A 6,653-nucleotide genomic window follows, 5' to 3' on the forward strand; every position below is an offset into this window, starting at 1 on the left:
ATTATCAAAATTTTGTTTATAATAGGCATAGGAGGTTTTTATTATGGATACAAAAATAGCTTTCTTTGATATTGATGGAACATTAGTCAATGTTCCTAATGGATTGATGCATCCAACAAATCAGACAATACATGCATTAAATGAATTTAAAAATCAAGGACATAAGATAGTGATTGCAACGGCAAGAGGAGAGGTTCCTCAGAGTGTACAGGATATTGAATTTGATGGATATATTTGTAGTGATGGACATTATATTCGTTTTGAAGGAGAAATATTGATTGATGAACTTTTTAATAATCAACAAGTTCAAAAACAATTAGATATCTATCAAAAGTATAATGGACGCAGTATGTTTTATGGACATAATGGAGAGTGGTGTTCATGTTTAGACGATGAACTTGTCGTTAAACATCGTGAAATGTTCCAAGGAACAAGTGAAAGACCTCAAAATGTTTATGAAAAATTTGATGCAAAGGATATTGAGGCTGTGAGTTGCTGCGTATTGTTTGATAATGCAGAAGACATGTGGTCAGCTTATCATGAATTAGAAAATGAGTTCACTATGGTTCCTTATGAAACAGGTTTGATTCGTATGGATGTCTATTGCAAAGGATTTACCAAAGGAACAGCATGTGAATATCTTTATAAGAAATTAGGTATTGAATATGAAAATACTTATGCTTTTGGCGATGGTATTAATGATGTTGAGATGTTACAACTTGTTCAGCATGGTATAGCAATGGGAAACGCTATTGATGAACTCAAAAAAGTAGCATCGGAGATTACAGATACTGTAGATCATGATGGTATTGCAAAGACATTTGAGAAATATTTTGAAATACCAGTAGAAGAGGGCAGATAAATGCTTTCTTTTTTATTTTACATAAAAAAATACATGTATTGTATAGAAAAGCATGGCAATACTTTATATGTTAGTTATGAATCATAGGTTGAATTTTTATACCAATATATGGTAATATAAACCTTGTACGTAGTAGGACATATATCGTTTATAGAAGGAGTGGGTAAATATACAAACTCAAAAAAAGATGAATCGAACAACACTTTTATATATAGCGGTTGTTGTAACGACGCTCACATATATTATATGGCGAGCGCTTTTCACTATACCATTAGAGCTAGGTATTTTGAATTGTATATTTGGGTTACTGCTGTTTTTTTCAGAAACCCTTGGAGCTATTGAAACCATTCAGCATTGTTATGGAATGGGCGAGGAACTTGTTCCTGAGTTGCCAAAAATAAAAGATGAAGACTATCCAGATATTGATGTCTTTATTGCTACTTATAATGAACCTTGTGAATTATTATATAAAACAGTGAATGGGTGTCTATATATGGAGTATCCAGATAAAAGTAAGGTTCATATTTATCTGTTAGATGATGGCAATCGTCAAGAAGTTCAAGAATTGGCACAAAGAATGGGAGTAGGATATATCACACGTGAAGAGCATTTACATGCAAAGGCAGGTAATTTGAATAATGCTTTACAACATACGCATTCTCCACTTGTTGCAACTTTTGATGCTGATATGATTCCTTTATCTGATTTTCTTTTGAAAACTGTTCCTTATTTTCTTTTACCAGACTATGAATATATTAATAATCAATGGCAAAGACGTGAAAAGAAAAAGAGTATTAAAATTGGATTTATCCAATCTCCACAATGCTTTTATAATCCTGATTTATTTCAATATAATCTTTTTTCAGAACAGAATGTTCCGAATGAACAAGATTATTTTTATCGCGATGTTCAACTTGCTAGAAATAAAACAAACTCAGCAATTTATGGTGGATCAAATACTGTCATTTCAAGAGCTGCATTAGATGAAATAGGAGGCTTTTTTACGGGTGTTATTACAGAAGATTTTGCCACAGGTATCTCAATTCAGGCGAAAGGATATACTTGTTATGCTATTAGAGATGTTCTGGCAGTAGGGTTGTCTCCGACTGATTTGAAAAGTTTGATTAAACAAAGAGAAAGATGGGCTCGTGGTTGTATACAAACATTAAGAAAAGTCAATGTCTTAACAAGGAAAGGTTTATCAATTGGACAAAAAATCAGTTATCTTTCATCTCTGCTCTATTGGTATACCCCTTTAAGAAGGGCTATGTATATATTGTCTCCAATTTTATTTGCTGTTTTTGGTATTCAGGTTGTGAAATGCTCGTTTTTGGACTTGCTTTTATGGTGGTTACCACAATATTTGGTATATCAATATGCTATTAAACAATTTTCTAAAAATATTAGAACAAATCGATTAAGTAATATCTATGATACGATTCTTTTTCCCTCATTGTTACCGGCTGTATTCCTTGAAACATTTGGGATATCTCAAAGGAAATTCTCTGTCACAAGTAAAGAGAAAGTTGATAGTGATAGTAGCTATCAGTTGAAACATTCTCTTGTACATATCCTTTTATTTATATTAAGTCTTATCTCTTTAATCAATTGTATAAGAGAGATATTCTTAGGGAATGAGAATGCTTATATTATTGTTTTCTTTTGGACAGTTGTTAATATGTATTCTTTGTTAATGGCTATATTTTTTATGTTAGGGAGAAAGTATCTAAGAGATTCAGAACGTTTTTCAATAGAATTGCCAATTCAAGTTGAAGGTATTCAAAATCAGTGCATTACAAAAGATTTATCAGATATGGGATTATCTTTTGTCTGTGATTATCCACACTATTTATCTCCAGATCAAATAATACAGTTTCAAATCAATAATATTATTTTTAAAGGTCAAATTAAACATGTATCTTGTTGTCATTCTCAATGGAAATATGGAGTTGAAATAACTTCCTTTTTGCCAGGAATGAAGCAGGAGTATATTCATCTTCTATATGATAGAGAACCAACATTACCTTCGAGGATATCCAAAAACCATAGTTTCTTTGACGAGTTATCCCATAATATTATTCGACGTACTCAAAAAGGCATAACATATAATAGAAAACTCGCCAGACTTGAGTTAAATAAAATATTGGAAACAAGCACATTCCAGAAAGTTATATGTAAGAACTTTAACTATGAATATTTATTGATTGAAGGTAAGCATTTAGAGAATTATTTAGAAATAAGAATGAATGATAATCTTTTTCTTCAGTGTGAAAGGAAGAAAGAATATGAACAAGGTACATTGTATAAAGTGATTAATTATTTATCATTAGTTAAAAATCCAGAGTTTCAAACAATAATAAATGACTGGTCACAGGAACATTTTATGCAGATCAAGAAGCAAAAAGATAAAATCAAACAAGATGAAAAAGAATTCGATGAAAGGTTATATTATTAGGTGGAATAATGAAAAAAATAGTTATATCAGTCACTCTCATCATAACAATTCTCTTTACATTTTCATATCTACATGCTCAAGAAGCTATTCAAGGTGCAGATGAGGTTCTTATTCCTAATGCTGGAGAAAGTATATCTCAATACAAAACTTTAGAGGGATATATATTTGAAACATTCACATTACCAGGAATCCAATTAGATGATAATGGTTTATTAACTATCACAAGTGAAGCAACTGAACAGACCTTAATAATTTCTTCAACTTATCAAGAGAAAAAATATCAAAAAGAAATTCATCTTCGCTATTCATGGTCTAGACAAAATGCTGATTTTAAAAAGTATCAAATGAAATCTTCGATTGAACCAATAACGTTACCTCAATTATTAACCAATACATTTTTTATTCAAAGTGTTAGATATTTGATTTTAGGGATAAGTGCATTTGTTTTTATCGCATATCTCATGAAAAGGAGGAAGAAAGATTAATGTTATTTTCTAGTACAATCTTTTTGTTTTATTTTCTTCCTTTTGTTTTCTGTATAAATTATTTATTATCTTTTTCAAGAAAATTACAGAATATATTCTTATTTATTGTTAGTATCTTTTTCTATGCATGGGGAGAGCCTTATTATGTTCTTTTGTTATTATGTTCAATTGTTTTTAATTATATTTTAGGATTACTTATTCAAAGAAATCATGAACGAGTTAAAAGAAAAAAGTTTTATTTAATGATTGCATGTCTTTTGAATACTGGATTATTGTTTGTTTTTAAATATTTATATTTCACTATTTCAACAATGAGTCATCTTTTTGGTTTTTCTTATTCATTACAGCCAATAATATTACCGATTGGAATATCATTTTTTACATTTCAAGCACTATCATATGTGATAGATATCTATCGTCAACAAGCAAAGGCACAAAAAAATATTATATATGTTGGATTGTATATAGCATTCTTTGCTCAGCTTATTGCTGGACCAATTGTGAGATATACAAGCATTGCAGATCAAATCGAAAATCGAAAAATCAATATGCGAAAGTTTGCTGTTGGAGTCTGTCGTTTTATTGTTGGGTTAGCTAAAAAAGTTTTATTATCTAATTCATTAGCCATTGTTGTGGATTATTGTTTCAAAGCATCTGCAAATTTAGATATATCAGTGACTTTGGCTTGGATAGGAGCAATCTGCTATTGTTTACAACTCTACTATGACTTTAGTGGATATTCAGACATGGCGATTGGATTAGGGTTAATGTTTGGCTTTGAGTTTGAAGAGAATTTCAATTATCCCTTTATATCAAAATCTATATCAGAGTTTTGGAGACGCTGGCATATTTCATTATCAACATGGTTTAAAGATTATGTTTATTTCCCATTGGGAGGTTCTAGAGTAGCCAATAGCAGTATAATGGTGCGTAATCTTTTGGTTGTTTGGAGTTTAACAGGTTTATGGCATGGAGCTAATTGGACTTTTATTATTTGGGGGTTATATAATTTCATATTTATCTTTGCTGAAAAACTTATTCATTTTGAAAAAAGAAAAAAGTATCCTTTATTGAAACATTTCTATGCTTTATTTATTATTACGATTGGATTGGTTATTTTTAGAGCACCAGATATATATGATGCAGGTGTTTATATATCACAAATGTTTGGCTTTCGAACTATCGGTTTGATATGTTCTTCTACAATAATGATTATTCAAGAGTTTTGGATTTTTATTGTTGCAGGTATAATATTCAGTACTCCTATTGCTAAAAGAATAAATTACTTTTTGGTTTATAAGAAATGGTATCATTTAGAAAAATTATTTAGTATTATGTATCCTCTTGTTATTATGCTTCTCTTTTATGTTTCAGTCACTTATATTATTAAGGGAACATACAATCCCTTTATTTATTTTCATTTTTAGGAGGTCCCTATGAAACAGTTTTTTATAAAAAAAGAAATAACTGCAGTTATTTTTATCATTAGTCTTGTTACTTTTTCAGTTATAAATTGTATCTATTCATGGCCTTTTTTAAAAGAAGAATTGACATCAACAATATCAACCCAAGATATTGAAACAAAAATGAATAATGATCTTTATCAAAAAAATTCATACATAGAGAGTTATGGATTTATACAATCCGTATTAGGAAAAAGAGAATTTAATAATTTTGAAGTGATAAAAGGTACTGATAACATGTTATATTTAACAAGTCAGCAGACTAAGCCACGGGATACCTCCATCATTGTGGAAAGAATGAAACGTCTACAAGATGCTGTTGAGAATAATAATGGACAACTTGTGACTTTAGTACCTCCAGATAAATATTTAGAAGGGAAGTCAGCTTCTTTAGATGGATATCCATCTTCATTTAATAATGAGACAGCTGATAGATATGTACAAGGTTTAAAAGATAAAGGGATTGAAGTCTTAGATTATAGAGAATATTTTCAAAAAAGTTCTTTATCTATTCAAGATATTTTTTATCAAACAGACCATCATTGGAAAATAGAGTCTGCATTCTTAGCGACTCATGAACTCATTAATTACTTAAATGAAAAGGATTCATTAAATTTAGATCCAGAGTATTATTATCGTGATATAAACAACTACAATCAAATGACATATAAGAAGAGTTATATAGGTTCATTAGGGCGAAAGACGGGTAAACTATATAGTGGTGTTGAGGACTTTACACTCATATATCCAAAATATGAAACTTCATTTGTGTATGATATGAATCATTATGGTCAAACGACTCATCGAGAGGGAAGAATGGATGATACCTTAATTAACCCATCTTATTTTGTAAACATTAGAAAAGATTATCTAAGCCCACAATATGATTTTTATGCCGCTTATTTGGATTATAATTGTAGCTATGCAAAAATTGTGAATAATAATAATCCTACTGGATTGAAGGTAGCATTTTATAAAGATTCTTACTCATTACCATTAATCACATTCTTTAGTCAAGTATGTAGTGAGATTGAGATTATTGATCCACGTTATTATGATGGAAATATAGATAAATATTTTCATGAAAATGCGTTTGATTACGTTTTTGTATCTATATCTCCCGATCTTATTTATGAAGATTCATTTCTGTTTTATCAAGAATAATTATAAATCCAGAAAAAGTTATTTCTTGAAACTATTGGCAACAATAGTTTCTTTTTGTTTGGCCTTTGTCAAGATCACATCTCAATTAAATAAAATTCACTTTTTTATAAATAATAGAAGAAAAATAGCAAAGAAATGATGAATATATAAGTAGGGGAATCTTTTTGAGTGTTTACTTTAAGCAATTGTTGTGGTATATTGTTTATAGATACTATCTCTGCTTA

5 protein-coding genes are annotated in these 6,653 nt (G+C 29.6%); all 5 read left to right on the top strand.

Annotated features, from left to right (window positions below; all coding sequences use genetic code 11):
- The first annotated feature begins 43 nt into the window (after positions 1-43).
- Positions 44-862 carry an HAD family hydrolase gene (locus AC5M21_RS02875; protein ID WP_008787338.1) on the top strand — a complete coding sequence of 273 codons (819 nt, stop codon included), beginning with the start codon at positions 44-46 and terminating at the stop codon, positions 860-862.
- Between the two features lie 286 nt (positions 863-1,148).
- The gene (locus tag AC5M21_RS02880) at positions 1,149-3,317 is read left to right on the top strand and encodes a glycosyltransferase family 2 protein (RefSeq protein ID WP_236916421.1); all 2,169 of its coding nucleotides are present in this window, start codon (positions 1,149-1,151) and stop codon (positions 3,315-3,317) included.
- A gap of 8 nt (positions 3,318-3,325) precedes the next feature.
- Complete coding sequence (locus tag AC5M21_RS02885; protein ID WP_008787340.1) at positions 3,326-3,802, top strand: hypothetical protein; 477 nt, start codon at positions 3,326-3,328, stop codon at positions 3,800-3,802.
- Complete coding sequence (locus AC5M21_RS02890; RefSeq protein WP_008787341.1) at positions 3,802-5,229, top strand: MBOAT family O-acyltransferase; 1,428 nt, start codon at positions 3,802-3,804, stop codon at positions 5,227-5,229. Before AC5M21_RS02885 ends, AC5M21_RS02890 begins: the two co-directional genes overlap by 1 nt.
- A gap of 9 nt (positions 5,230-5,238) precedes the next feature.
- A complete protein-coding gene (locus AC5M21_RS02895; RefSeq protein ID WP_008787342.1) occupies positions 5,239-6,429 on the top strand; it encodes an alginate O-acetyltransferase AlgX-related protein in 1,191 nt (396 codons plus the stop codon).
- The last annotated feature ends 224 nt before the right edge of the window (positions 6,430-6,653 follow it).

Source organism: Coprobacillus sp., assembly GCF_984815275.1.